Origin of the sequence: Caballeronia arationis (assembly GCF_001544975.2) — a bacterium.
In the GTDB taxonomy this organism is placed as follows: Bacteria; Pseudomonadota; Gammaproteobacteria; order Burkholderiales; family Burkholderiaceae; genus Caballeronia; species Caballeronia arationis.
Genome location: NZ_FCOG02000021.1, coordinates 33,145 through 56,855, shown reverse-complemented (window position 1 = coordinate 56,855; position 23,711 = coordinate 33,145). Strand labels below are relative to the sequence as shown.

General features: G+C 65.7%; 21 protein-coding genes. 4 read left to right on the top strand and 17 right to left on the bottom strand.

All coding sequences use genetic code 11. The annotated features are described in order from the left end of the window. The 6 genes from AWB81_RS15220 to AWB81_RS15195 form a co-directional block, all read right to left on the bottom strand. Complete coding sequence (locus tag AWB81_RS15220; protein ID WP_062636691.1) at nucleotides 1–3,123, bottom strand: MdtB/MuxB family multidrug efflux RND transporter permease subunit; 3,123 nt, start codon at nucleotides 3,121–3,123, stop codon at nucleotides 1–3. 19 nt (nucleotides 3,124–3,142) lie between these two features. Beyond that, nucleotides 3,143–4,525 (bottom strand): MdtA/MuxA family multidrug efflux RND transporter periplasmic adaptor subunit, encoded by a 1,383-nt coding sequence (locus AWB81_RS15215; protein WP_062636689.1) that lies wholly within the window; start codon nucleotides 4,523–4,525, stop codon nucleotides 3,143–3,145. Between the two features lie 367 nt (nucleotides 4,526–4,892). After that, nucleotides 4,893–5,723, bottom strand: a complete 831-nt coding sequence (locus AWB81_RS15210; RefSeq protein ID WP_062636687.1) for an IclR family transcriptional regulator — start codon at nucleotides 5,721–5,723, stop codon at nucleotides 4,893–4,895. Nucleotides 5,724–6,429: 706 nt separating this feature from the next. Continuing rightward, nucleotides 6,430–7,230, bottom strand: a complete 801-nt coding sequence (locus AWB81_RS15205) for an ATP-binding cassette domain-containing protein (RefSeq protein ID WP_062636685.1) — start codon at nucleotides 7,228–7,230, stop codon at nucleotides 6,430–6,432. Next, a complete protein-coding gene (locus tag AWB81_RS15200; RefSeq protein ID WP_235025811.1) occupies nucleotides 7,230–8,171 on the bottom strand; it encodes an ABC transporter permease in 942 nt (313 codons plus the stop codon). Before AWB81_RS15200 ends, AWB81_RS15205 begins: the two co-directional genes overlap by 1 nt. 68 nt (nucleotides 8,172–8,239) lie before the next feature. Continuing rightward, nucleotides 8,240–9,364, bottom strand: a complete 1,125-nt coding sequence (locus AWB81_RS15195; protein ID WP_062636681.1) for a sugar ABC transporter substrate-binding protein — start codon at nucleotides 9,362–9,364, stop codon at nucleotides 8,240–8,242. Between the two features lie 623 nt (nucleotides 9,365–9,987). Between AWB81_RS15195 and AWB81_RS15190 the strand changes: the two genes are divergently transcribed. Continuing rightward, nucleotides 9,988–10,902: a LysR family transcriptional regulator gene (locus tag AWB81_RS15190; protein ID WP_062636679.1), complete on the top strand. Its 915-nt coding sequence runs from the start codon at nucleotides 9,988–9,990 to the stop codon at nucleotides 10,900–10,902. Nucleotides 10,903–10,906: 4 nt separating this feature from the next. On the opposite strand, the gene mdcH is transcribed toward AWB81_RS15190, so the two are convergent. From mdcH to mdcA, 9 genes are all read right to left on the bottom strand, one after another. After that, the gene (gene mdcH, locus AWB81_RS15185; RefSeq protein ID WP_062636677.1) at nucleotides 10,907–11,845 is read right to left on the bottom strand and encodes a malonate decarboxylase subunit epsilon; all 939 of its coding nucleotides are present in this window, start codon (nucleotides 11,843–11,845) and stop codon (nucleotides 10,907–10,909) included. Further along, nucleotides 11,842–12,492, bottom strand: coding sequence for a malonate decarboxylase holo-ACP synthase (locus tag AWB81_RS15180; protein ID WP_235025806.1), 651 nt, complete (start codon nucleotides 12,490–12,492; stop codon nucleotides 11,842–11,844). Before AWB81_RS15180 ends, mdcH begins: the two co-directional genes overlap by 4 nt. A gap of 19 nt (nucleotides 12,493–12,511) precedes the next feature. After that, entirely contained in the window at nucleotides 12,512–13,279 is a 768-nt protein-coding gene (gene madM, locus AWB81_RS15175) for a malonate transporter subunit MadM (RefSeq protein ID WP_062636673.1), read from the bottom strand. Between the two features lie 14 nt (nucleotides 13,280–13,293). After that, a complete protein-coding gene (madL, locus tag AWB81_RS15170) occupies nucleotides 13,294–13,689 on the bottom strand; it encodes a malonate transporter subunit MadL (RefSeq protein ID WP_062636671.1) in 396 nt (131 codons plus the stop codon). 62 nt (nucleotides 13,690–13,751) lie between these two features. After that, on the bottom strand, nucleotides 13,752–14,567 hold the full coding sequence (mdcE, locus tag AWB81_RS15165; protein WP_062636669.1) for a biotin-independent malonate decarboxylase subunit gamma: 816 nt from the start codon (nucleotides 14,565–14,567) through the stop codon (nucleotides 13,752–13,754). Then, nucleotides 14,564–15,415: a biotin-independent malonate decarboxylase subunit beta gene (locus AWB81_RS15160; RefSeq protein ID WP_062636667.1), complete on the bottom strand. Its 852-nt coding sequence runs from the start codon at nucleotides 15,413–15,415 to the stop codon at nucleotides 14,564–14,566. Before AWB81_RS15160 ends, mdcE begins: the two co-directional genes overlap by 4 nt. Nucleotides 15,416–15,420: 5 nt before the next feature. Beyond that, on the bottom strand, nucleotides 15,421–15,729 hold the full coding sequence (locus tag AWB81_RS15155) for a malonate decarboxylase subunit delta (protein ID WP_062636665.1): 309 nt from the start codon (nucleotides 15,727–15,729) through the stop codon (nucleotides 15,421–15,423). Nucleotides 15,730–15,737: 8 nt separating this feature from the next. Next, complete coding sequence (locus tag AWB81_RS15150) at nucleotides 15,738–16,628, bottom strand: triphosphoribosyl-dephospho-CoA synthase (RefSeq protein ID WP_062636663.1); 891 nt, start codon at nucleotides 16,626–16,628, stop codon at nucleotides 15,738–15,740. Further along, nucleotides 16,628–18,289 carry a malonate decarboxylase subunit alpha gene (mdcA, locus tag AWB81_RS15145; RefSeq protein WP_062636661.1) on the bottom strand — a complete coding sequence of 554 codons (1,662 nt, stop codon included), beginning with the start codon at nucleotides 18,287–18,289 and terminating at the stop codon, nucleotides 16,628–16,630. Before mdcA ends, AWB81_RS15150 begins: the two co-directional genes overlap by 1 nt. Nucleotides 18,290–18,570: 281 nt before the next feature. Here mdcA and AWB81_RS15140 point away from each other — a divergent pair, with 281 nt between their 5' ends. Continuing rightward, complete coding sequence (locus AWB81_RS15140; protein WP_235025805.1) at nucleotides 18,571–18,861, top strand: hypothetical protein; 291 nt, start codon at nucleotides 18,571–18,573, stop codon at nucleotides 18,859–18,861. A gap of 116 nt (nucleotides 18,862–18,977) precedes the next feature. On the opposite strand, the gene AWB81_RS15135 is transcribed toward AWB81_RS15140, so the two are convergent. Both AWB81_RS15135 and AWB81_RS15130 read right to left on the bottom strand, forming a co-directional pair. Beyond that, complete coding sequence (locus tag AWB81_RS15135; protein WP_062636657.1) at nucleotides 18,978–19,286, bottom strand: hypothetical protein; 309 nt, start codon at nucleotides 19,284–19,286, stop codon at nucleotides 18,978–18,980. A 187-nt stretch (nucleotides 19,287–19,473) separates the two neighbouring features. Next, nucleotides 19,474–20,055 carry a DJ-1/PfpI family protein gene (locus AWB81_RS15130; RefSeq protein ID WP_062636655.1) on the bottom strand — a complete coding sequence of 194 codons (582 nt, stop codon included), beginning with the start codon at nucleotides 20,053–20,055 and terminating at the stop codon, nucleotides 19,474–19,476. Between the two features lie 298 nt (nucleotides 20,056–20,353). Between AWB81_RS15130 and AWB81_RS15125 the strand changes: the two genes are divergently transcribed. Together AWB81_RS15125 and AWB81_RS15120 are read left to right on the top strand one after the other, a co-directional pair. After that, nucleotides 20,354–20,812 carry a BCAL1086 family glycoprotein gene (locus tag AWB81_RS15125; RefSeq protein ID WP_062636810.1) on the top strand — a complete coding sequence of 153 codons (459 nt, stop codon included), beginning with the start codon at nucleotides 20,354–20,356 and terminating at the stop codon, nucleotides 20,810–20,812. 204 nt (nucleotides 20,813–21,016) lie between these two features. Continuing rightward, complete coding sequence (locus AWB81_RS15120; protein WP_087134998.1) at nucleotides 21,017–23,710, top strand: mechanosensitive ion channel family protein; 2,694 nt, start codon at nucleotides 21,017–21,019, stop codon at nucleotides 23,708–23,710. The last annotated feature ends 1 nt before the right edge of the window (nucleotide 23,711 follow it).

Below are 23,711 nucleotides of genomic sequence, written 5' to 3'. Positions count from 1 at the left end.
TCACTCCGCTTCGCTGACCGGACGCGGCGGCGGGGCGCCACGATTGAAACGCGCGCGCAACCTGCGGCCGAGCGAATCGAAGCCGAGGTAGATCACGGGCGTCGTGAAGAGCGTGAGCAACTGCGACACGATCAGCCCGCCCACGATCGCGATGCCGAGCGGATGACGCAGTTCGGAGCCGGCGCCCCAGCCGAGCATCAGCGGCAAGGCGCCGAGGAGCGCCGCCATCGTCGTCATCAGGATCGGGCGGAAGCGCAAGAGACACGCCTGGAAGATCGCGTCGCGCGGCGACTTGCCTCCCTCGCGCTCGGCTTCGAGCGCGAAGTCGATCATCATGATCGCGTTCTTCTTCACGATGCCGATCAACAGCACGATGCCGATGATCCCGATGATGTCGAGATCGTGCCCGGTGATCATCAGCGAAAGCAGCGCGCCGACGCCTGCGGAAGGCAGCGTCGAGAGGATGGTGATCGGATGGATGAAGCTCTCGTACAGCACGCCGAGCACGATATACATCGTGACGATCGCGGCGAGGATCAGGAACAGCTCGTTCGAGAGCGACGCCTGGAACGCGAGCGCTGCGCCCTGGTAGCGGATCTGGAACGACGGCGGCAGGCTGATCTCGGCCTTCGCCTGCTCGATCGCCTTGACGGCAGCGCCGAGCGACGCGCCGGGCGCGAGGTTGAACGAAACGGTGGTCGCCGGGAACTGGCCGAGGTGCGTGACCAGAAGCGGCGCGGCGCGCTCGTGGAACTTCGCGATGGCCGAGAGCGGCACCTGTCCGCCCGACGCGGTGGAGGAGGGCAGGTAGATGCCGTTCAGCGTCTCGCTGTAGTGCGCATCGGTCGGCTCGGCTTCGAGAATCACGCGGTACTGGTTCGACTGCGTGAAGATCGTCGAGATGATGCGCTGGCCGAAAGCGTCGTAGAGCGCGTTGTCCACGGTCGCGGGCGTGATGCCAAAGCGCGCGGCGGTCGCCCGGTCGATCTCCACGTACACGGACTGGCCGTTTTCCTGAAGGTCGGTCGCAACATCGGCGAGTTCAGGCGCATGCTGCAAGCGCTCGACGAGCTTCGGTACCCACTGCGCGAATTCCGTCGCGTTCGGGTCGGTCAGCATGAACTGATATTGCGTCGGGCTGACGGTCGAATCGATCGTCAGGTCCTGCACCGGCTGCATGTAAAGCCGGATGCCGGGAATGTTCGCGACGTCGTTCTGCAGCGTGCGGATGACGTCGCTCGACGTATTGTTGCGGTCGTCGCGCGGCTTCAGGTTGATGAGCATCCGGCCGCTGTTCAGCGTGATATTCGTGCCGTCCACGCCGATGAACGACGTCAGGCTCTCCACATCCGGATTTTTCAGCACCTGCTCGGCGAGCGCCTGCTGCTGCTCGGCCACCGCCTGATAGGAGGCCGCCTGCGGCGCCTGCGTGATCGCCTGAATGACGCCTGTGTCCTGCGTCGGGAAAAAGCCCTTCGGAATCAACACATAGAGCAGCGCCGTGAGCACGAGCGTGAGCAAGGCGACTACGAGCGTCGCGCGCTGCCGGTCGAGCACCCACGTGAGCGCAACCGCGTAGCGCCCGATCACGTAGTCGATGAACTGGTGCGCGCGCGCCTCGAAGCGTTTGCTTTCCTTCGGCGGCGTGTGGCGCAGAAGCTTCGCGCACAGCATCGGCACGAGCGTGAGCGACACGATCGCCGAAATCACGATGGTGACCGCAAGCGTGATCGCGAATTCATGGAACAGCCGGCCTACGACATCGCCCATGAAGAGCAGCGGAATCAGCACGGCGATCAGCGAAACCGTCAGCGAGATGATCGTGAAGCCGATCTGTTTCGAACCCTTCAGCGCGGCTTCGAGCGGCGGATCGCCTTCCTCCACGTAGCGGGCGATGTTCTCGATCATCACGATGGCGTCGTCGACCACGAAACCGGTCGCGATGGTCAGCGCCATCAGCGAAAGGTTGTCGAGCGAGAAGCCGCACAAATACATGACCGCGAGCGTGCCGACGAGCGAGAGCGGCACCGAGAGGCTCGGAATCAGGGTCGCCCAGACGTTCGCGAGGAAGAGATAGATGACGAGCACGACCAGCACCACGGAGAGCGCGAGTTCGAACTGCACGTCGCGCACGGAGGCGCGGATGGTCGTGGTGCGGTCGGTGACGATGCGCACGTCGAGCGCGGCCGGCAGCGACGCCTGCAACTGCGGCAGGAGTTTCTTGATGCCGTCGACCACCTGGATGACGTTCGCGCCCGGCTGGCGCTGCACGTTCAGGATGATCGCAGGCGTGGAATCGACCCACGCGCCGAGCTTCGTGTTCTCCGGGCCTTCGACGATCGTCGCGACATCGGTCAGCATCACCGGCCGGCCGTTCTTGTACGCGACCACCGCGCTTTGATACGCCTTCGCGTCGGTCAGCTGGTCGTTTGCGTTGATCGTGTACGCGCGGCTCGGGCCGTCGAAATTGCCCTTCGGCGTGTTGACGTTCAGATTGGAAATGGTGGTGCGCAGGTCGTCGATGTTCAGGCCGTACGACGCGAGCGCGCGCGTGTTCGCCTGAATCCGCACGGCGGGACGGTTGCCGCCGCTCACCGACACGAGGCCGACGCCCGCCACCTGCGAGATTTTTTGCGCGAGGCGCGTGTCGGCGAGATCCTGCACCTGCGTGAGCGGGAGCGTCTTCGAGCTGATCGCGAGCGTGATGATCGGCGCGTCGGCGGGGTTGACCTTCGCGTAGATCGGCGGCGCGGGCAGGTCGGAGGGCAGCAGGTTGCCCGCCGCGTTGATCGCGGCCTGCACTTCTTGCTCGGCGATGTCGAGCGGCAGATCGAGGCTGAACTGCAGCGTGATGACCGACGCGCCCGCCGAACTCTGCGACGACATCTGGTTCAGGCTCGCCATCTGCCCGAACTGCTTTTCGAGCGGCGCGGTGACGGATGAGGTCATCACGTCCGGCGACGCGCCCGGGTAGAAGGTCTGGACCTGGATGGTCGGGTAGTCGACGGCGGGCAGGGCGGAGAGCGGCAGGAAGCGCAGCGCGACCAGGCCGACCAGCATGATGGCCGCCATCAGGAGCGCCGTGCCGACCGGGCGCAGGATGAATAGACGTGATGGGTTCATGCTTTACGTCGTCCGGCGGTCATTGTGGTTGCTGCTGGCGATGACGCCCGCCGTGATGCGCACCCGAAGCGCCGGAAGCCGCGCTGGCCGCCGTTGCAGCCGAGGCACCGGAAGCACCCGAAGCACCCGAAGCACCCGAAGCACCCGAAGCACTCTTGGCCTTGTCGGCTGGAATCGTGATCTTCGCGCCTTCTTTCAGGCGATCCGAGCCGTCGATCACCACGCGCTCGCCGACCTGCAGGCCGCTCTTGATGCTGGTGCGTTCGCCGTCGACCGGACCGACTTTCACGGTGCGCACGGTCACCGTGTTGTCCGGCTTCACCACGTAGACGAACGCGCCCGACGAACCGTTGAGCACCGCCGAGGTCGGCACGATGCTCGCGTTCCTGATCACGTCGACGAGCAGCTTGGTGTTCACGAACTGGTTCGGGAACAGCATGTTCTCCTTGTTCGGGAAGGTCGCGCGCAACTTGACCGTGCCGGTCGTGGTGTCGATCTGGTTGTCGACCGTTTCGAGGTAGCCTGCTTCGAGCGCGGTTGTGTTGGCGCGGTCGTAGGCGGTCACCGACATTTTCGAGCCCGCGCGCATCGGCTTCAGGATCGCCAGCAGGTTGTCTTCGGAGGTCGTGAAGATGACGCTGATCGGCTGCAACTGGGTGATCACGACCACACCGTTGGTGTCGCCGGTCGTCACGTAGTTGCCCGGATCGACCTGCCGCAGGCCGACGCGCCCCGACACCGGCGCCGTGATGCGCGCATAGGTGAGATCGAGCTTGTAGGTATCGACGTTCGCCTGATCGGACTTCACCGCGCCTTCGTATTGCTTGACGAGCGAGGCCTGCGTGTCCACCTGCTGCTTGGCGATGGAATCCTGCGAAAGCAGCGTCTGATAGCGCTGCAAGTCGAGCCGCGCGGTCTGCAGCAGTGCCTGGTCTTTCGCGAGCGTGCCCTGCGCGTTGCGCAGCGAGATTTCATACGGACGCGGGTCGATCTGCGCGAGCAGGTCGCCCTTCTTCACCATCTGGCCTTCCTGGAACGCGACGTCCATCAGCGTGCCGTTCAGTTGGGTCTTGACCGTGACATTCGCAAGCGGCGTCACCGTGCCGAGCGAGTTGATCACGACGGGCATCTCCCCTTGCACGACCGTCGCGACATGCACCGGCTGCGGCTGGTTGGCGAGTCCCGCGCCGCCGCGCCGCCCGCCCGCCGACGAGCCCGACTGCTGCGCGTTCGAGGCGTCGTTGCGGCTCCACGGGTGCCACCATGCGATCGCCCCGGCAATGATCAGGAGCGCCACGACGAGCCACCCGAAACGGCGGCGCCGGGCGGGACGGACAGAGGTGGGATAGATCGGGGAGTCGGTCTTCTGCGGCGGCGTCGGAGAGTTTTTCTGGTCGTCCATCGTTCGGTGGCTTGGCGTTTCGGTGACTGGCGTTGAAGCGGGATTCGATGTTTGATGCGGTGCTGGATTCGTTGCGCGCCGGTCTGCGGATGGGCGCCTCGGGCTCGGGCTCGCGGACGCAAGGCGCCGGCGAGCGCCTCGGGCGAGCCGATGCATGGTGAACCCCGGATGCGCCCGGAACGGTTCTCTGGAAAGCTTTGAAAGCAGGGCCCGGTGCGCGCGAAGCATGATGCTACGTCCCGCGCTTCGTAACAGTCCAGCTATCTTTCTTTCTGTTGATTACGAGTGTTACATGGCGTGCGGCAGCGTGCCGGGCCGGGCCGGGCACGGCCGGTTGCACCGTGCGGGCGCGCCCGGTCGGCAGGGTCTAGTCGCCGATCCGCGCGGACGGCGTGCCGCCGATCTCGTCGACGATCTTCGCGATGCAATCGAGCAGCGCGGGCGCGACGGTTTCGATCAGCGTCTCGCGCGGGCACTGGTGCGCGGCGCCGCCGCAATTGACCGCGTAGCGCTGGTCGGACGGCCCGGTGAAGCCCGCCGCGACGGCGTTCAGGCCGTGATGCCATTCGCCCGTCGAGATCGCGAAACCGAGACGGCGCATGTCGTCGAGCCCCGACTGCAAGCCGCCGGCGACGGTCGGCCAGTCGTCGCCGGAAGCGGTCTGCACGCTGGCGATCAGCGTCTGCCGCTCGGCCTGCGGCAGGACCGCGAGATACGCGCGGCCGACGGCCGTCCGGCACAGGTCCATGCGCCCGCCCACTTCGAGCCGCGATACGAGAACGGCGGAGCGCGGCCGGATCGCGTCGATCACGACCATCTCCAGTCGGTCGCGCACCGCGAGATGCACGCTCAGGCCCGTCCGTTCGGCTAGATCGATGAGGAAAGGGCGCGCGCGGGCGCGGATGTCGAAGTTGCGCAGAAAGCCGTTGCTCAGTTCGAGCACCGAGGCCGTCAGGACAAAGCGCTCGCTGTCCGGCAGACGAAATAGCAGCCCGGCGCTGACGAGCGTCGCGGTGATGCGAGAGACAGTGGGCTTCGGGATGCCGGTCAGTTCCGTCAATTCGCGGTTGCTGACGGGCGCGTCGGCGGCGGCGATGCGGCGCAGCACATCGAGCCCACGGGCGAGCGCGGTGACCTCATCGCCGTCCTTTTCCCTCGGCTTTTCCCGACCGATCGGCCGATTTTCACTTTTGTTCATTGCTTTTTTAAAACATCGTTTCGTTTCTGTTTAGCAACCTTGGATGCCGCGCGAACTCTTCGCCAATCTTTGCAGGGCATGCAATGCTCGTCCAAAGGTGCATGCAATGCGACACTTTTCCATTCTTCCGGCATTCGCGCCTGGCATCGTGGGCAGATGCCCGTTGCACGAAATTTTGCTTGACTTAGGCAGCATAACCATAAAAAATGGAACCCAATTTCGAAAGTGCGATTGGGCGCTCGCTGGCGACCGGCAGTTCGAAAACGGGCTCTCAGGTTCTAGCACGGCCCTCGGAATGGCTAGAACTTTTAAGGCGCTGCGGCAACGCAGCGCCTTTTTTTCGTCGGTCATTCGGCCGCGCGACATTTGGATTTTCGCGCAAGCTAACGATCAATAGCGAAATCCTATCATTCGCTTGCGTTCGGACGGAGCGTTGCTTCCCCGCGACGTCGAGGACGGGCGGTGAGTTCGCGTGGTTTCCGGCGTGCGTGCAGGAACGCGCACCGTGCCCGAGGCGAAGAAGAGCCTGATGCCGAGTCGATACACGAACAGCGAAAACGCTTCCCGGACGCGGTTAAAAGAAAGATCTGGACCGCGTATGGATGGCACTCGATGAGGCTTCCTACAGAATAGCCGCACGCCGGTCGCCTTCATGGTGCCACCTGTACCGGCCGAACGAGGTGCCCGCCAGAACGGCGCCGGAAAATCAACGCGCGAGTGTGTCGCGCATCGCCCGGTATTCCCGCCTCACGATATCCATCAACTCCGCCACCGACGTGTTTGCGCTGCGTTGCTCGTACGTCACGCGGCCCCGTTGCATCAGCAGGATGCGGTCCGCGATGTCGAGCGTCTGCGCATAGTTGTGCATGATTATGATGATGGAAAGCCCGCCTTTTTCCTTCAGGCGCATGATCAGGTCGATGATCAGGGCGGCTTCGCGCGCGCCCATCGCCGCGAGCGGTTCGTCGAGCAGGAGGATCTTCGCGTTCGAATACACCGCGCGCGCGACAGCAATGGCCTGACGCTGCCCGCCCGACAGCCTCTCGACCGGCAGATCCACCGAAGGCACGTGCACGCCGATGTCGTCGAGACACTGCGCGGCGCGTGCGCGCATCTGCTTGTGATCGAGCAGGCGGAACGGTCCGCGTCGAACGATCTCGCGGTTGAGGAACATGTTGTGATAGATGCTCAACGAGTTCGCGAGCGCGAGGTCCTGATACACGCATTCGATGCCGAGCGCACGCGCGTGATCGACCGAGCGCAGAAGGATTTCTTCGCCGTCGACGTGGAGCGTGCCGCTCGTCTGCTGGTGAAAGCCCGTGAGGATCTTGACGAGCGTCGATTTGCCCGCGCCGTTGTCGCCGAGGATGCCGAGGATTTCTCCGCGGCCGAGCGTGAACGAGACGCCGTCGAGTGCCGTCACCGCGCCGAAGCGTTTGACGAGATTGTCGCCGCGCAACGCCAGCGCGTCCCCGGTTGCCTGCGAGGCGGCCTGCGATGCCTCCATCACCGGCTCCTCCTGCGACGGATGCGTCCGATATGGATGTTGAAGATCATCGCTGCGAGAATCGCGGCCCCGAGAATGATGTTGAACGTGAATGCGTTGATGCCGATGAGCGTGAAGCCGTCGTTGAGAATGCCGAGCACCGTGGCGCCGAGGAGCCCGCCCACGATCGTGCCGGAGCCGCCTGTGAGTGGCGTCCCGCCGATCACCGCAGCGGCCACGGCCAGAAACATGATCTGGTTGCCGCCCGCTTGAGGATCGATCGAGGTGATGCGAAAGCCTTCGAGAATGCCGGTGAAACCGGCGAGCACGGCGGCAAGAATGAAGTTGCCGAGGCGCAGCCGGTTCACGTGAATGCCGGCCTCGCTCGCGCCAAGCGGATTCGCGCCCGCCGCTTGCGTATGCAGTCCCCAGCGGGTGTGACGCAGGAGCGTATGCATGACGAACGCGATGACCACGGTCCAGATGATTTCGCTATAGCCCCACGCGCCCATGAACTCGGCGAACGTGGGAGAACCCGGCGTTGCGGCCGGCGTGCCGCGTGACAACGTGAGCGTGATGCCGTTGATGAGAAAGAGCGTGCCGAGCGTCGTCACGAAAGAGGGCAGCCGTAGCCACACGGTCACGGCGCCGTTGACGAAACCGATCACGGCGGCGGCGAGGAGACCCGCGATCACCGCGAGCCACATCGGCGCGCCCGCGTCGTTGGCGAACACCATCATGAACGGCGCGAACGCGAACACCATGCCCGCCGACAAATCGATGTCGCCACCGATCATCAGCATGATCTCGCCAAACGCGATGATCGCCACTGGCGCGATGAACTGCGAGAGGTTGACGAGACTCGCGTTCGTGAGCAGGAAGTCGTGATTGGCGAACTCGAAATACGCAGCGAGCAGCACGGCGACGAGCAGGATGCGCAACTCGGCCGCCCAGCTGGACATCCATGTGCCGCGCGGCCGCTGCGGCCGCGCGGGCGTGTCCAGCTTGCGGGGTTCGTTCGCCGCGTCCGTCACGACTTGATGGCGCCGCTCATCGGGACGATTTGCGGCTTCGCGGTCTTCCCTTCAAAGCGCGTCGACGTATTGAGGTAAGGCTCGACCGTGCTCTTCGTCACGAACTTGAGGCCCGTGTTGATGTTCGCGGGCCCGACGAGTCCGCCCGAAGCCAGGAACACGAACGCTTCCATCACCGTATAAAAGCCTTGTACATACGGCTGCTGATCGATGGTGAAATCGAGGAAGCCTTCGTGAATCAGCTGAATCGTCTGCGGCAGCAGATCGAAGCCGCCACCATGCACGCCCTTCGAAGGCAGGTTCGATTCCTTCATCACTTGCGCGACGCCTTGGGTGCTCCCCGCATCGACGGCGAACATGCCTTTCAAGTCCTGATGGCCCAGGTAGAACGACTTGATCTTCGACAGCTCTTCGTTCACCGTTGCACCCGTCGCGACGGTCTGGATGTCGATCTTCTTCCCCGACTTCTTGATCGCGTCGCTCGCGCCATCCAGACGCGGCTGGATGTTGAGCTGACCCGGCGTCGCGATGAACAGCGCAACGAGGCCGCTGTCGACGATGCTCGCGATGCGCTCGCCCATCTGATAGCCCGAGAGATAGAGGTCCTGCCCGATGTACGCGAGGCGCGGATTGCTCTTGCCACGAGGCGCGTCGGCGTTGTACGCGAACACCGGGATGCCCGCGTCGAGCGCGGCCTGGATCGGTTTGTCGAACGCCGAGGGATCGACGATGGGCACGGCGATCGCATCAGCTTTAGCTGCGATCGCGGAGTTCACCGCGCGCACCATCTCGCCAGCGTCGGACGTAGCGGAGCCGGTCCACTGGTAGTCCATGCCGAGCATGGAGCAGGCGTCCTGAATGCCGTACTGAGTCGGCACGAAGAACGGATTCGTCGTGACGTGATTGACGAACACGATCTTCCATTTCTTGTGCTGCGGGAACGCGGCTTCCGCAGCCTGCGCTGCCGGAATCAGACCGCCCGCGCCGCCGCCCACCGCGCCCAGCAGCGAGAGCGCCGCGCCCAGTCCGGCGCCCCGCATGAGGCTGCGCCGGCTCGTGTCGAGCAAACCGTTGCCGTCTCTCGCGATATTTTTCCCTGCGTCATCCCGGTCCTGCGCCATGTCACCCTCCGTGCTTGTCCTGGTTGGTCGTTCTGGTCGATTCATCGTCGATCGCGTTCAGATCCTGGGCGGCACCCGTGAATCACATCGAAGCGGCGTTCACCCGCAAAAGGCGCGAGGGACGTGCACGTCCCTCGTGATGTCGCATTGCATCGTCACGTTCCGGCGGAGCCGATATGGATTTTCTGCTGCCCGTGGTCGTCCGGGAGGGCGAGCTTGACGTCCTTCGCGTCCTTTGCACGCAGAGGCATGGTGCGAATGGGTCTGTCTGATGCGTGTATCCGATGCAGCGCGAAGTTGATTTTTTCTATTCATGGCGCTCACGCAGGTGGGGCTCGTCCCGGCCATTGCACGCGAAATGTCGTGTTATCCCATTCTCTGGACAGTGGACGCGCGCCTTGGCTAACTAGACAAACTATATGCAGCGCCTTTCCACGTTTCGATTAGCGTTTTCCCGGTGAGGCCCGGAAGCTCTAACGAAACGAGCTTGGTGCTGCCTGCTTTTGTGAAGTGTAATGACCGCGTCATCGCTGCGGTAAGGACGAGCGATGAGGGATAAACGCTATTTGCCCGGCGCAGTCGCGAGCCGATAATCGAGCGTTTCGACCGTTCCATGACTCGAGATGCGCGACCGAATCGACGATGAGATCACCTTCCGCAAGCTCGAGGTCCTGCTCGCATTCATGGAGACCGGCAACCTGGCGAAGGCGGCCGAGGCGCTGAACGTGAGCACGGTCAGCGTGCACCGCGCGCTGCATTCACTCGAGCAGGGCGTGCGCTGCGCACTGTTTCGCCATGAGGGGCGCAATCTGAAGTCGACGGAAGCGGCGCAAATGCTCGCCGATGTCGCGCAGGAGGTGATCACGCTGATGTCCGATGGCATTCGCGCGACGCGCGAAGCCGCGGGCTATTCATCGGACCGGCTGAAGATCGGCTCGCTCTACTCGCTGACCATCAAGACCGTGCCGGGTATCGTCGTCGATATCAAGGTGCGTCGGCCGACACTGCAGGTCGAACTCGTGCTCGGTCCGAATGCCGAACTGCTCGACAAGCTGAAGCGGGGCGAAATCGATGCAGCGCTGATGGCGTTACCCGACGCCGAGCCCGAGGTCGAATCCATCCCTCTGTTCGAAGACGACATTTTCTTCGCGGCACCCGCCGGTTCGCCCTACGCGAATCAGGAAGCCGTCGATCTGCGGGACTGCCGTGACGAGACGTTCGTGTCGCTCGGCGAGGGATTCGCGACGTATCACGGTTTTGTGGACGCGTTTCGCGTCGCGGACTTCACGCCCAACGTGACGATGCGAACCGGCGATATCTTCTCGCTGATGAACCTGGTAAGCGGCGGAGTGGGCTATACGCTCTTGCCCGGACGTGTGCGCGGCGTCTTCGGCGACAAGGTGCAGTTCATCCCGCTCAAGCCGCAATACCTGATGCGCCAGACTATCGGCGTCAGCTTTCTGCGCGCACGCGAGCGCGATCCGAACCTGCTCGCGTTGATGGCCGTCTGCCGTCTGCGCACGAGGAGCGCTGGCTGACGCTTCACCGCTCGTCGCGTGCCCGTTCCCTGTCGACGAGCGCGCCGAGGTCCGGCAGCGAGATCTCGCTGCAACTCACCGCGACGCCCTCCGTGAAAATCGCGCTCGCCAGCCGCGTCAGGACACTGGCGGGCGGCATCTCGATTGCGAGGCGCGCTCCCCGCTCCCACGCGAGTCTCATCGTGTCGTGCCAGCGCACCTGCCGTGCCATGTTGCCCGCAAGATCGGCGGCGATGCGCGCACCGTCGAACAGCGGCCGCGCGATGCTGCTGCTCAGATACGCGATGCGCGGCGCACGCACGTCGACCTGTCCGAACGCATCGGCGAGCGTGGCCGCGGACGCGTCGAGCAATGCGCAATGCGACGGCACCGCTACATCGAGACGCTCGCAGCGTTGCGCGCCGTGTTCGCCCGCGAGTATCGCGAGACGGTGCATCGCGGCGTCGCTGCCTGCGACGACCATCTGCGTGTCGGCGTTGATGTTGGCAAGGAAGACGGGCCCGGTTTCGCTGTTCACTTGCGCGATCAGCCGTTCGAGCGCCCGCTGCGTCATGCCGACGACCGCTGTCATGCCGTAGCCGCCCGGGTAGGCGCGCTCCATCAACTGTCCGCGCAAGGCGACGAGCCTGATGGCGTCGGAGTAGGCGAGAGCGCCCGCGATCACGGCGGCGGGATACGCGCCGACCGACAGCCCCGACACCATGTCGGGCTCGTGGCCGTAGGCCCGGATGACGCGCGCCTGAGCGACGCCCGCGATCAGCAGGCAAAGCTGCACGGCGACCGTGGAGCGAAGCGTTGCCGCATCGTCGATGGACTGGACGTCGTAGCCGAGCGTGTCACTGGCTTCTTCGAGGGTGCGGGCGGCTTCCGTGTGACCCGGCAGCGTGTGCAGCATGCCGACACGCTGCGAGCCCTGGCCGGGAAACGTGAATAACACGCTCATGATGTGCCGGGCTCCCAGGGATCGGCTACGAGCACGGGACCACGCCCCGTCTTCAGCAGAATGCGGTCCGCCTTGCCGGCCCACTCCGCCAGAGCGAAGCCGCCGTGGCCGGTGTCGACTTGCATGTCGATGCGCGAGGGCACGGTCCGCAGCAGCGACAGCAGCGCCTGCGCTTCCTCTCGCGGCAAGGGCTTCCCGGCACGCAGCAGGAGGTCGAGATCGCTGTCCTGTCGCAGCGTGCTCACGCCGCTTGCCAGCGCAAAGCCGACGCTGCCGGTAATGCCCCACGTCAAGCGGAGCCGGTCGAGTTCGGGCGCGATGCGGGCGAGGGCGCGCACGCAGGGCAGGCCCGCGAGCGCGAGGTTGGCGCGCCACCCGCGCGCCCGGGCGAGCGCCTCGGGTGTCACGCGGCGCGCGATGCGCTCGCCCGCCACGAAGGCCGCGAACCGCTCGCTGCGCGTGCGTCCTCGAAGCCCGACCGGCACGAGGCCAGGCTCGCTGACTGCCTCGCGCCGCACGACGACCGGCGCGATCGACAGCCACTCGTGCGAAGCCCACGCAGGCACATCCGATATCGAGCGGATGTCCCGCGGCGTTTCGATCCACAGGAGATCGTGCGGGCGGATGACTTCTTCGACGGTGGACATCATGTTTCTCCCCGACGCATCACGCGCCCATCAGCGCCTTGGTCGCGAAGAACAGCAGCGACGGCCCGAGCAGGCAGCCGACGCCCGTATGGAAGGTCGCGATCAGCGCGCCGTACGGAACGAGCCGCCGATCGGTTGCTGCCAGTCCCGCGCTGACGCCGCTCACCGTGCCGGCCAGTCCGCCGAAGATCATCGCGGAACGCGGCGTCTTCAGCCCCATGAAACCGGCTGCAAGGGGCGTACCGATCATCACGATGATGGCCTTGATGAGACCCGTCGCGATGCTGAGCGCGATCACGTCCGAGCTTGCGCCGATCGCCGCGCCCGTCACCGGTCCGACGATATACGTCACGGCGCCCGCGCCGATCGTGGTCATGCTGATCGCGTCGGTGTAGCCAAACGCATGCGCGATGCTCGCGCCGACAATGAACGGCAGCACGGTCCCGAGCAGCAGCGACACGACGCCGATCATTCCGGCCTTGCGCGCTTCGGTCGCCTGCACCTCGAAGGCGGTCGCGACGATGGCGAAGTCGCGCAGCATCGCGCCGCCCATCAGGCCGACGCCCGCGAAGAGCGGCAAGTCCGCGAGACCCTTTTGTCCGGCCGTGAAGGCGCCGCCGAAATAGGCGAGCACGAGGCCGATCACGATGGCGATCGCCGAGCCGTGCACGCGCCCGAACGTGAGCTTCTTCGAGATCACCGACGACACCCACATGATTAGCCCGACCAGCGCGAACGCGGTGACGAGGCCGTTGTGGATCAGAACCTTATCGATCATTTGGAACATGGCGGTCTCCGCGTTCAGACTTCTTCAAGTTTCGGGGCGTTGGCAAACGACGTACTGTCGCGGCCGGTGCGTGAGAGCACGGCAATGCAGACTGCGCAGGACGCCGCGGCGCCCAGCGCGGACAGCAGCGCGACGGGGCCGCCCTTGAGCGCGGCAACGACGTTCTGGTTCGCCGCCATCGCCACGACGACCGGGATATACATCGCGCCCCAGAAGCCCACGCCTGCTTCGGTTTCCTTCGGCAGCAAGCCCTTTCCGTGCAGATAGAGTCGCAGGAAGATCAGAAGCAGCATCGCGATGCCGACACCTCCGACATTCGTCTTGACGCCGATCGCGACCCCGAGCAGGTCGCCGAGAAAAAGTCCCGCCAGATGGCAGAACGCTAGCAACGCGGTTCCATAGATGATCATTTGATGTCTCCTGTCATAGTCTGGTTGGCTTCTGGTGAGCCGGTGTTTCGAAATACAGCGCTTTAACGCCATTCCTCCCGCAGCTTGCGGCGAACCGTCGCCGAGGCCGCGCGGTGCGCGCTGCCGAGCCGGCTTGCCAGTCCGCGCGACGTGTCGGCGCGAATGTCGTCGAAGGCGGCTTGCAGCGCCTTCTCGACCGTCGACTGATCGGCGCCGGTGGGCGCATCGGCGTTGCTCACGGAGAGCAGCTTCCAGAGCAAGCCGAGCGATGCGTAGTTGTCGATGTCGTAGGCCATCGGCGGCACGCGCGCCGTGAACGCCTCCAGTTCCGCGACCGAGCGCAGCGTGACGCGCGCGGCCGATTCCTTGCCCATCGCGTGGACCATGACCTGCGGATCGGCGAGTGCGATCAGGCGGTTGGCCTGATAGCCGTGCGCGAGAAACGCTCCGGACATCGCGCGGCCCACGATCAGCCCGATCACCGGATGGCCGGCGAGACGTGCGCTTGCGTAGGCGTCGGCGGCGCCGGCGAGCGCCTGATGGATGCCGTACGCTTCCTCGCGCCGTCCATACGCCTGGCTCGCGACATCGATCACGGCGACGATCGCGCGCTTTTCATCGCGCGTGGCATCGGCATCGACGGCTTCGCGCACCGCCCGCGCGACTTCCCACGCTTCGACGAGACCCACTTCGCCGCTGCGTGCGCGCGGAAACGGGTTGTCCGGGTCGGGCACCACGGCGATGAAGCGCGCGGGATGATCGCCGAGCCGCGCATCGGCGACGCGCACCGAAGGCGGATAGCCCGCCTGCAACGGCGCGCTGTAGGTGAGTGCGTCCAGCCAGACGGCGCCGCGCTTCGAAAGCTCTTGTGTGCTCATGACCCGAACCCCTTGCCATAGATGGCGGCCACTTGTTCCGGCGTGGCCTGCACGCCCGGATCGATTTCAGAAAGTCTTGCCAGAAAACCTGCCACGCGTTCGCTGCGGCATGCTTCGGGACGTCCGGCGCGAAACCGCTCGATGACGGCCGCGCGGATCGCATCGGTGTCGTCGGGCGTGTAGACGTCGACGAGTCCCGTGCGATGCCTTTGCTCGCATCCCGTGAAGCTCCAGATCATCGGGCGGTCCCGCGAATCGAATTCCGCGATGCCCGCCTCCTGCTCGATCACCGCCGGTCCGTTCAGCCCGAGCCGCGCTTCGCGCGTGCCGATCAGATAGCTGCAAAGCCCCGCCGCGATCGACATCCCGCCGTAGCATCCGATCGGACCGGCCGTGATGCCGATCACCGGCTGATAGCGCCGCAGATCGACGATGCCCGCGTGAATCTCCGCGATCGCGGCGAGTCCGAGGTTGGCTTCCTGCAAGCGCACGCCGCCCGTCTCGAAGAGAATGACGGCGCGCGTCGGGATGCCGTTGCGGTTGTCCTCGGCGGCGAGTTCGAGGCTGCCCGCGATCTTCGCCGCCGACACTTCGCCCATGCTGCCGCCCTGGAATCCGCCGTCGATGGCGAGCACCACGGCGGGCTGTCCGTCGATCGTGCCCTTCGCGACGACCGTGCCGTCGTCCGACTGCGTCACGATGCCCTGCCGTGCAAGCCAGGGTGAACTCACGCGCTCGAACGGATCGAGCAGTTCGCTGAAGGTGCCTTCGTCGAGCAGCTTCTTCGCGCGGCTGCGCGCGTCGAGTTCGATGAAGCTCTGGCGTTCGAGCAATTGCTGTGCGTCCATGTCGTTCACGCTCCGCCCGTGGGTTTGAGTTGTTCGAGCACCTGTCCGATGCGCATTTGCACGACACCCGGCGTCGCGCCGGAATCGTTGATTTCGAGCTTTGCCGCGGGCAGCGATCCATCGCCGAAGATGCGTTCGAGCACGGCCTGCCACAGGCGGCCCTTACCGTCGACGGACGTCGTGATGTTCACCACGGTGCGGTGTGCCGCGTTCGCTTCGAGCAGGACTTCGAGGTCCCCCGACGCGACCACGCCCGCCAGCGCGCGGCCTCTCGCGGGCGGACCCGCCGGAAATTCGAGGACAATGGTTTCCATTTGCGTTCCTATGCGTTTGTCGTGAGAGGGGCGTCGCCTTGAAGCCGGTCGAGAAAGAGCGCCGCGGCAAGCAGATCGGCGGCTCCCCCGGGCGATACGTGCAACTCGACAAGCCGCCGGTCCAGCGCTTTCAGGTGACGGCGGCCGTCGAGCCGGGCCGCGCCGCCATGCGCGAGGACGCGCCGTGCGCCGTCCTGCATCTCGGCGAGGGCGCTTCGTCCGCCGCGCGCGAGCACGCAGGTATCGTCGAGACTCGCCATCACGGCCAGCAGCGCGTTCAGCCGCGCGGCCGTCTCGCTGTCGCCGCGCTCGCGCGAGCGCCCGAGTTCGGGCAGCGCGATGTCGACGACATGCGGAAACCCCGCCTGCGCCTGCCCGCGCGCGCCGCCGACGTCGTAGTCGCGGCACGCCTGCTCGCCCTTGTTGCCGGTCTGCGCGGGCGCGTGTCGATCGGGCAGGCGCGCGATCGATCCGGCGCGAGCGGCGATTCCCCGCGGCGAGCGGTCGGCCGTATCGCGCGCCGCTGCAGTCACGAGCAGGCCGAGCGCCCAGATTGCGCCGCGATGCGTGTTCACCCCGCGCGTCGCGTCGAGCATGCGTGCTTCGCCTTCGCGGCCGATGGCGCCGATGCGTTCGCGCAGCACGGGCAAATGCCGCGTTTGCCTGCCCGCACGCGCCAGTTCCACGAAAGTCGGCTGCAGGGCGAGCGCCGATGCGCACATCAGTTTCCAGTCGAGATCGTGATGCGCTCCGCGGCTGCGGATATCGACCAGCCCCGGCTTCGGCGCGAGCGTGACTTCGTCGATCAGCGCCCCGACGACCTCTTCACCGAGACGATCGGCAAGATCCGGCGCTGCGCGCGGCGAGTGCGCGGTGCTCATTGCGAGGTTGTCGCGCATCACCAGCTCCGAAAGCGTGCGGGCGGGTCGTACAGCCCGTCCGACCAGTCCACGAGATCGGCCACGCTCTTCGCGGCCAGCAGCGACCGCGTGGCTTCGCTGCGATGAATGCCGAGATCTTCGGGCAGCGCGACGAAGCCGTCGCGGCGCAGCGCCGCGAGCTTGTCCGCGCTGCTCGCGAGGCCGACGGGCGTCACGCCCGCGACGGCCGCGATCATCTCCTTGCGATGTTCGAGCGAGCGCGCCTTGTACAGGTACGCGATGCCTTCCTCGGTCAGCACGTGGGTGACGTCGTCGCCGTAGATCATCACGGGCGCGAGCGGCATGCCCGACTCGCGGCCGACCTCCACTGCATCGATCGACTCGACGATGCTCGGCTGGCCGCCGGCCTGGAACGTCTCAACCATCTGCACGACGAGCTTGCGGCCGCGTTCGAGCGGACTGTCCGTTTGCAGCAGGTCGAGCCACGCGGGCGTCGCGTGGCGGCGGCCGTGCGGGTCGTGGCCCATGTTGGGTGCGCCGCCGAAGCCGGTCAGCCGGCCGTGCGTGACCGTCGACGAGTTGCCGGCGCCATCCATCTGCAGGGTCGAGCCGATGAACATGTCGACCGCGTATTGCCCCGCGAGCTGGCACATTGCGCGGTTGGAGCGCATCGAGCCGTCGCGGCCGGTGAAGAAGACGTCCGGACGCGCTGAGACGTAGGCTTCCATGCCGAGTTCGCCGCCGAAGCAGTGCACGCTCTCCACCCAGCCGGTTTCGATCGCGGGGATCAGCGTCGGATGCGGGTTGAGCGTCCAGTGACGGCAGATCTTGCCCTTCAGGCCGAGCTTCTCGCCGTAGGTCGGCAGGATGAGTTCGATCGCCGCCGTGTTGAACCCGATGCCGTGATTGAGAGACTGCACCTGATGCCGCTCGTAGATGCCCCGAATTGCCATCATCGCCATCAGCACCTGGATCGGCGTGACGAGGCGCGGATCGCGCGTGAAGAGCGGCTCGATGAAGAACGGCTTGTCCGACTGCACGACGAAATCGATCCACGAACCGGGGATGTCGACGCGCGGCAGGTCCTTCGGGTCATCGACTATCTCGTTGACCTGCGCGATCACGATGCCGTCGCGAAACGCCGCGGCTTCGACTAGCGCGGGCGTGTCCTCGGTGCTCGGCCCGGTGTAGAGGTTGCCGTCGCGATCGGCCTTGAAGCCGGCGATCAGCACGACGTTGGGCGTCAGGTCGACATAGAGCCGCGCATAGAGTTCGATGTAGGTATGGATCGCGCCGATTTCGAGGATGCCGTCCTGCAGGAACTGCGAGATGCGCAGGCTCTGCGCGCCTGCATAGGCGAAGTCGAGCTTTTTCGCGATGCCCCGCTCGAAGAGATCGAGATGCTCCGCGCGGCTGACGCTCGGGATGATCAGGTGCAGATCGTGGACGACGCTCGGGTCCACCTTCGCGAGCGAGCGGGACAGGAAATCCGCCTGCTTCTGGTTGTTGCCTTCGACGACCACGCGGTCGCCCGGCGCGATCAGGCTTTGCAGGACATCGACGATGCGGTCGGTGGGCAGGATCATGCCGTCCGCGATCGATGACACCCGCGCAAGCCGGCGATGTTTTTCCGCGCGGCGCGTGGCCCAGCGGGATTGGGATTGGCTTTGACTGGACATGTGTGGCTCTCGCAGAGGACTTGAGGCGAGTCTAGGGAGCGAGGGTTGTCCATTCAATCACCTTCGGGATGCGTTCGTTATCCCAAGGGTAATGAACCGTCGTGCAATGGACGGTGAGCCAAGCGGGGCGGGGCGTCTGGACGAGCCTTTCGGTCCGGGGGTTTTCCCTCGTGTCATGCCCGGATGCGCCGCAGATGTGACGCGGCTCGTCAGCGATGCACGCGACTTCTCTCCAAAAGAGCGTGACGCAGGGCACCCTTCTCAGGCGCTGTATCGGCGGCATGAGCCAGGTAGCGGAGGGGCAGTTCGTGCTCGCCGAGCGCTTCTTCTCCGACGTGCTGGCCGAGGTGGAACAGCACGGCGGAGCATACATTGGCATTGCATGCATGGCCGGGGCGTTGCTGGGCGAAGCGCTCTACGGGCTGAACGATGTCGACGCAGCATGCCGGCTCCTGGACAAGCGGATCGACGTGCTGGAACACGTCTCGATTCCGGACACCGTGTTGCGCGCGCCCATCGTGCTCGCCAGCGCGCACTGGCGGGCGCACGTATTCAGTGCGCGCACTGAGTAACCGTCGCGCTCGAATATCAGTCAGAGATTCGTTCCGGGATGGCGACGTCGAACCGTGTAAGGCGCGGTTCAACGTCGCCTTGAACGAGCGAGCGGGCCCGACTGAGCGTCGGACGCTCAGCGCCGCACGGCGAACATCCGCAATGGGCGCATGAGGCGCTTTCCGCGCACGGCCCAGTAGACGCTTGCGAGCACGAGCACGATTGCGCTGCCGAATACGAGTATCGGCGAGATGCGTTCGGGCGCGGGATGGCTCGTCGCCACCATCAGTCCGGCCGTGAGCGCCGCGCCCGCCTGGATGAACGAGCGACGCGCGCGAGAGCGGCGCGCGTTGAAACGCATGGAGCGGGAGACGGGCGCGCGTGTGAACGGTTCGAAGAGGATCATCGCGGCCACGAGTGCGACCACGAAGTTCATGAGGCTCATAGCGTCACTTCTGGATAGGGCGGGAAACAACCCGCGACTATACGAAGCGCGCTCTTCGCAGAACACTGGAAACGTCCGAAAGACGCCGGCCAGAGCGAATCAATCGACGATTACGGTGCCGCGTCCGGACGACGACGGCACCGCGTACGTTGCGAAACCTACCAGGGTGCCGAAGCAGCGCCGGACTTCACAGTTCGATGCGCGTGCCGAGCAGCGCGACGAACTGCTTGAGCCATTGCGGATGCGCGGGCCAGGCGGGCGCGGTGACGAAATTGCCGTCGGTGATGGCCTGATCGACGGGGATGTCGGCGTACTCGCCGCCCGCGAGCCGCACTTCCGGCGCGCACGCCGGATACGCCGAAATGCGCCGCCCTTCGATCACGCCGGCCGCCGCGAGCAGTTGCGCCGCATGACAGACGGCGGCGATCGGCTTCTTCGCGCCGGCGAAATGGCGCACCATCTCGATTACGCGCGGGTCGAGCCGCAGATATTCCGGCGCCCGGCCGCCCGCGATGGCGAGCGCGTCGTACTTGGCCGGATCGATGTCGTCGAAGGTGGCGTTCAGCGTGAACAGGTGGCCGGGCTTTTCGGTATAGGTCTGGTCGCCCTCGAAGTCGTGAATCGCGGTCTTGATCCGCTCGCCGCTCTTCTTGCCCGGGCAGACGGCGTCGACCTGATGGCCGATCACCTGCAGCGCCTGGAACGGCACCATCGTTTCATAGTCCTCGGCAAAATCGCCGGTCAGGAAGAGAATCTTCTTTGCAGCCATCGATAACCTCCGGGAGTGATGAGTCCGGCGTGCCGCATGGGCGTTGGGCTGTCGCGCGCGCCGGACGAGTCGAGCCGTCAACCAGTCTACACGCGCCGGCTTGACAGTTTCGGGACCGGCGCCGTCGATGCCGCCTGCCGAGACGCGGTCGATGTCGTCGGCAGCGTATGATGGGCGCGTTTTTGCGAATGGGGGCCCGCCCGAAGCCCATTGGCGCACCAATGCACCAATGTCCGGGGCGAGCCGCTTCGATCGTGCGCGTGCCTCTCGCGCATGCCTCAAGTGGATGGATACGAAGATGCAGACGAAACCGTTGAACCGAATCGCGATCGCGCTGGCCGCCCTGGCCGTGCTGGCGGCGTGCGAAAAGCACGACGCCACCGCTGGACAGGCCGCGAGCGCGCTGAACAACCTTGCGAGCCAGACGAACCAGAAGTTCGACCAGGCGGCGAGCTACGTCGGCCAGCATGTCGACGCGGCCAAGCAGGCGGCGCAGCAGAATCTGGACTCGGCGGGCTCGATGCCGAGCGTCTCGGCGAGCGGCGTAGCCGAAACGGCGCGGGCGAACCTGCAGGGCGCCGCGAGCGCGACCAATGCGGCGATCGCGAACGCGGCGAGCACGACGGGCGCCGGTCTCGAAGTCGCGGGCAAGAAACTGCAGCAGTGGGCGGCGAAGGATGGAATCGGAAATCAGGGCGCGAGCGGCGCGGCCGCCGCGACAGATTCCAGCGATGCGCGCACGGAGATGGATAAATAGCGGTTGCTCGTTCGGAGCGAGGCTTCGGTGCCTTGCGGGCTTGTCAGCAGAAACTGGCGGAAAACGCGCTTTTCCGCCAAATAATCAGACGAAAAAGCGCATGCGACGGCTAACATTCGGTTACGTCCGTGCTGAACGGTCGCGGGGGCGTAACCGCTAAACTGGCGGTCTTTCGGATTTCCCGACCGCTATGAAAAGAAGCCTATGAAGTCAAGCATTTTCGCGCTTGCCTGCGCCCTGGCGATCGTCGCGATCCTTGCGCTGACGAGGCTCGCAGGGTGGACCGCAACGTTGCGCGCGGGCCCTGCCAGTCGTCTTCTGCTCCCGCTGTGCGCCGCCTGCGCATTCGCCGGGCTCGCCCCTGCCGCGCACGCGGCCGGTCCCGCGCTAGCGCTGCCGACATTCCAGGAACTGCTGACACCGCCGCCTTCCGCGTCAGCGCCGCCGGCCGCATCGGCGAGTGCCGCCGACGACGCCGATATGGTCCGCTCGCTCGACAACATCATCTCGACGCTCGACAGCGACAAGCAGCGCAGCGCGTTCGTCGCGCAACTCAAGAAACTGCGCGACGCGAAGCGCGAAGCCGAATCGGCGCAGCCGGCCGCGAACGCGGCGAGCGCATCCGGCGGCGCCAACGGCAGCGCCGGGGCGAGCGCGCCGTCTGCGGCCACCGCGAGCGAGACCCAGGCGGCGGCTTCGTCGGTGGTCGCGACGATCGCGCAGAACGCGGGCCTGCTCGGCGCGATCGCGTCGGCGCTTTCCAACGTCGAGGCCGACATCCGCCGCGGCAAGACGCCGTTCGCCTACTGGGGCGGCCGCTTCAACGCGGCCGGCAACGAACTCTTCACGATCGTCACGAGCCACAGTCGCGAATCGTTCGGCCGGACGGTCGGCAATTTCGTCGCGGCGTTTGCGGGATGGGGCGTGTGCGCCTTCCTGCTCGTCTACCTGCAGCGCCGCGTGCACGCGCGCTACGGCATCGCGGCGGGCCTGCATCCCAACCCGACCACCCGCGAGCTGCTGCTCTTCGCGCTGCGGCGCGTCGGGCCGTACCTGGTCGCGTTCATTGCCGCGCTCACGTTTGTGCGCATCATGCCGGTGTCGCTCGGACGCACGCTCGCGATGGTGATGGCCTACGCGATCGTCGCGGGCGCGGTGTTTTCTTCGATCTGCCTGATCATGTTTTCGCTGTTCGGGTCGGCGCACCGGCGGGTGGCCGTCAACGTGCTGATCGAGGACGCGCGGCGGCTCCTGTTTTTGATCGGCACGCTCGGCGCGCTTGGCGACGCCGCCGCGAACTACGACGTCGCGCAGCAACTGGGCAGCAACCTCTCGGGGCTGATCTCGACGGTCGCCAACATGGGCGCGGCGGTCCTGACGGGCTATTTCGCGCTCACGTTCCAGCGGCCGGTCGCGCACCTGATCCGCAGCCGCTCCTACGAAGTGCGCCAGAAGCGGCGCGCGGCCACCGAGACTTTCGAAATCCTCGCGTCCTTCTGGCAGGTGCCGACGCTCCTGCTCGCGGGCGCCTCCGTGATCGCGACGCTCGCTGGCATCGGCACGTCCGAGAACGTGCTGCAGATGGCGATCGCGACCGCGGGCCTCCTCGTCGTCGCGTTCTTCCTTTCGGCGATCGTCGTGCGCGTGACGCGTCCGAAAGCGAAAAAGACGCGCCGCCAGTCGGCGTACGTGCGTCGGCTCGTGAAATTCGTCGGGACGCTGTTCGTGCTCGGCATCTGGCTCGGATTCTTCGAGCTTTCGTCGCGGCTCTGGGGCTTCTCGCTCGGCGCGCTGGCCGAGCGAAGCGTGGCCGCGCGCGGCATCACGCACGCGGTGAGCGCGATCATCACGACGTTCTTCGTCGTCTGGCTGATCTGGATCCTGATCGACACCGCGATCCAGGAAGCGCTCAACCCGAGCGCCGCGCGCGGCAAGTCGCGCGGACCGAGCATGCGCGCCCGCACGATGCTGCCGCTCGTGCGCAACGTCGTGTTCGTCGGCCTGCTGACGGTCGCCGGCATCGTCACTGCCGCGAACCTCGGGCTGAACGTGACGCCGCTCCTCGCCGGAGCAGGCGTGATCGGTCTTGCGGTGGGCTTCGGCGCACAGTCGCTCGTTGCCGACCTGATCACGGGGCTATTCATCCTCATCGAGGATACGATCTCCGTCGGCGATTCGATCGATATCGACGGCGGCCATGCCGGCATTGTCGAGAGCCTGACGATCCGGACCGTGCGCCTGCGCGACGGACAGGGCGCGATCCACGCGATCCCGTTCTCGCAGATCAAGATCGTGAAGAACCTGTCACGCGATTTCGCCTATGCGGTGTTCGAGGTGCGCGTGCCGTTCTCGGCGGACGTCGATCAGGTGACGCAGATGATCCGCGAAGTCGGCGCCGAGCTGATGGCCGACTTCCGCTACCGGCGCGAGATGCTCGGGCCGGTCGAGGTGTGGGGGCTCGACCGCTTCGACCCGAACTGGATGGTCGTGAAAGGACAGATCAAGACGCGGCCGCTGCAGCAGTGGAGCGTCGCGCGGGCGTTCAACCTGCGCATCAAGCGCAAGATGGACGAGATCGGCATGGACGTGCCGGTGCCGCAGATGAAGTTGCAGATGTCGCGGGAAAAGGTGGTGCGCGCGGGACCGCAGTCGGAAGAACTCGAATTCGAGATGCTGCACGAGAGGCAGGCGGCGCGGGAGGCTGAGCGTCAGCCCGAAAAGCAGCCTGAGGATGAACCGGCGAAACCCGCGCCCGAGCCCATGTCGCCGGTGGTGAAGAGCGGTGTGGCAAAGGCCCGCGACGTCTCCCACGAACCGCGCCCGGCGCCGCCGCCGACGGATCAGTCGGTGCAGATTCCGCCGCAGATTCCGACTGCGACCGAGCCCGGCAAGGGATAAG

Coding starts and splice junctions, on each gene's coding strand:
- AWB81_RS15220 (WP_062636691.1), bottom strand. CDS start 3,123: ATGAACCCATCACGTCTATTCATCCTGCGCCCGGTCGGCACGGCGCTC.
- AWB81_RS15215 (WP_062636689.1), bottom strand. CDS start 4,525: ATGGACGACCAGAAAAACTCTCCGACGCCGCCGCAGAAGACCGACTCC.
- AWB81_RS15210 (WP_062636687.1), bottom strand. CDS start 5,723: ATGAACAAAAGTGAAAATCGGCCGATCGGTCGGGAAAAGCCGAGGGAA.
- AWB81_RS15205 (WP_062636685.1), bottom strand. CDS start 7,230: ATGGAGGCATCGCAGGCCGCCTCGCAGGCAACCGGGGACGCGCTGGCG.
- AWB81_RS15200 (WP_235025811.1), bottom strand. CDS start 8,171: ATGTCCAGCTGGGCGGCCGAGTTGCGCATCCTGCTCGTCGCCGTGCTG.
- AWB81_RS15195 (WP_062636681.1), bottom strand. CDS start 9,364: ATGGCGCAGGACCGGGATGACGCAGGGAAAAATATCGCGAGAGACGGC.
- AWB81_RS15190 (WP_062636679.1), top strand. CDS start 9,988: ATGCGCGACCGAATCGACGATGAGATCACCTTCCGCAAGCTCGAGGTC.
- mdcH (WP_062636677.1), bottom strand. CDS start 11,845: ATGAGCGTGTTATTCACGTTTCCCGGCCAGGGCTCGCAGCGTGTCGGC.
- AWB81_RS15180 (WP_235025806.1), bottom strand. CDS start 12,492: ATGTCCACCGTCGAAGAAGTCATCCGCCCGCACGATCTCCTGTGGATC.
- madM (WP_062636673.1), bottom strand. CDS start 13,279: ATGTTCCAAATGATCGATAAGGTTCTGATCCACAACGGCCTCGTCACC.
- madL (WP_062636671.1), bottom strand. CDS start 13,689: ATGATCATCTATGGAACCGCGTTGCTAGCGTTCTGCCATCTGGCGGGA.
- mdcE (WP_062636669.1), bottom strand. CDS start 14,567: ATGAGCACACAAGAGCTTTCGAAGCGCGGCGCCGTCTGGCTGGACGCA.
- AWB81_RS15160 (WP_062636667.1), bottom strand. CDS start 15,415: ATGGACGCACAGCAATTGCTCGAACGCCAGAGCTTCATCGAACTCGAC.
- AWB81_RS15155 (WP_062636665.1), bottom strand. CDS start 15,729: ATGGAAACCATTGTCCTCGAATTTCCGGCGGGTCCGCCCGCGAGAGGC.
- AWB81_RS15150 (WP_062636663.1), bottom strand. CDS start 16,628: ATGCGCGACAACCTCGCAATGAGCACCGCGCACTCGCCGCGCGCAGCG.
- mdcA (WP_062636661.1), bottom strand. CDS start 18,289: ATGTCCAGTCAAAGCCAATCCCAATCCCGCTGGGCCACGCGCCGCGCG.
- AWB81_RS15140 (WP_235025805.1), top strand. CDS start 18,571: ATGAGCCAGGTAGCGGAGGGGCAGTTCGTGCTCGCCGAGCGCTTCTTC.
- AWB81_RS15135 (WP_062636657.1), bottom strand. CDS start 19,286: ATGAGCCTCATGAACTTCGTGGTCGCACTCGTGGCCGCGATGATCCTC.
- AWB81_RS15130 (WP_062636655.1), bottom strand. CDS start 20,055: ATGGCTGCAAAGAAGATTCTCTTCCTGACCGGCGATTTTGCCGAGGAC.
- AWB81_RS15125 (WP_062636810.1), top strand. CDS start 20,354: ATGCAGACGAAACCGTTGAACCGAATCGCGATCGCGCTGGCCGCCCTG.
- AWB81_RS15120 (WP_087134998.1), top strand. CDS start 21,017: ATGAAGTCAAGCATTTTCGCGCTTGCCTGCGCCCTGGCGATCGTCGCG.